Source organism: Methylophaga sp. UBA5088 (assembly GCF_002414625.1).
Lineage (GTDB): Bacteria > Pseudomonadota > Gammaproteobacteria > Nitrosococcales > Methylophagaceae > Methylophaga > Methylophaga marina.
The window spans coordinates 5,309-6,205 of record NZ_DIAC01000088.1; the positions used below are offsets into that span (position 1 = coordinate 5,309).

Sequence of the window (897 nt, forward strand, 5' to 3'; positions counted from 1 at the left end):
CGATGCCATAGAATTCCCTCTCTTTTTATGAATTGTAGGTGGAACGTTTCTTATGGTTTCCTCCACTTATACTCGCCTGATATATCCAAGTAAAGTCAGAGACTTACCTTTGAATCGAAATACAGAGTGACAGGATGTTGGAGTGGACTGCTTATCTGATTGCAGGATTGGTATCTGGCTTATTGGCCGGGTTATTTGGCATTGGTGGTGGGCTGATTATTGTGCCTATTCTGATGCTGGTGTTTGGTTGGCAGGGTATGTCATCCGATATAGCAATTCATGTGGCTATTGCCACTTCATTAATGACGATTAGTGTTACCTCTCTTTCGTCCATGCTGGCACATCATAAATTCGAAACCACTCAATGGCATTTGGTAAAGAAGCTAGCACCAAGTCTGGTTTTGGGGAGTTTTGCTGGGGCCTATATCGCTAGCTCCATGTCTAGCGATACTTTAAAGGTTTGGTTTGGTGTGTTCGCACTGTTGGTGGCTATAAAAATGTGGTTGCCACCACCTAAATCTGTCTCCTCTCAGTTTTTAGCCGCACCGAGTATTTTTTCTGCGGGTTTAGTGACGGGGATTGTCTCAGCCATGGTAGGAATTGGCGGCGGTTCGCTGGTTGTTCCTTATTTGGTCATGAGTGGACTTTCCATGCAACGAGCCGTTGGTACGGCTGCTGCCTGTGGTTTACCCATTGCGCTAAGTGGTGCAGTGGCTTATATGCTCATTGGTACACAACTGGAACATTTGGACGGGCAATGGCAAAGTGGATTCGTTCATTGGCAAGCTTTTTTGGGCATCATTGCTACCAGCATCTGGGTTGCTCCTATTGGCGCAAAATTAGCCAAGACACTACCCAGTCAGATGCTAAGTCGTTTATTCTCAGTTTTTTTGCTTG

At 45.5% G+C, this 897-nt stretch carries 1 protein-coding gene; it reads left to right on the top strand.

From position 1 onward, the window contains the following. Nucleotides 1-134: 134 nt before the first annotated feature. Nucleotides 135-897: sulfite exporter TauE/SafE family protein (locus tag B4K20_RS11165; protein WP_289282941.1), on the top strand; the 763-nt coding region annotated here is incomplete at its 3' end.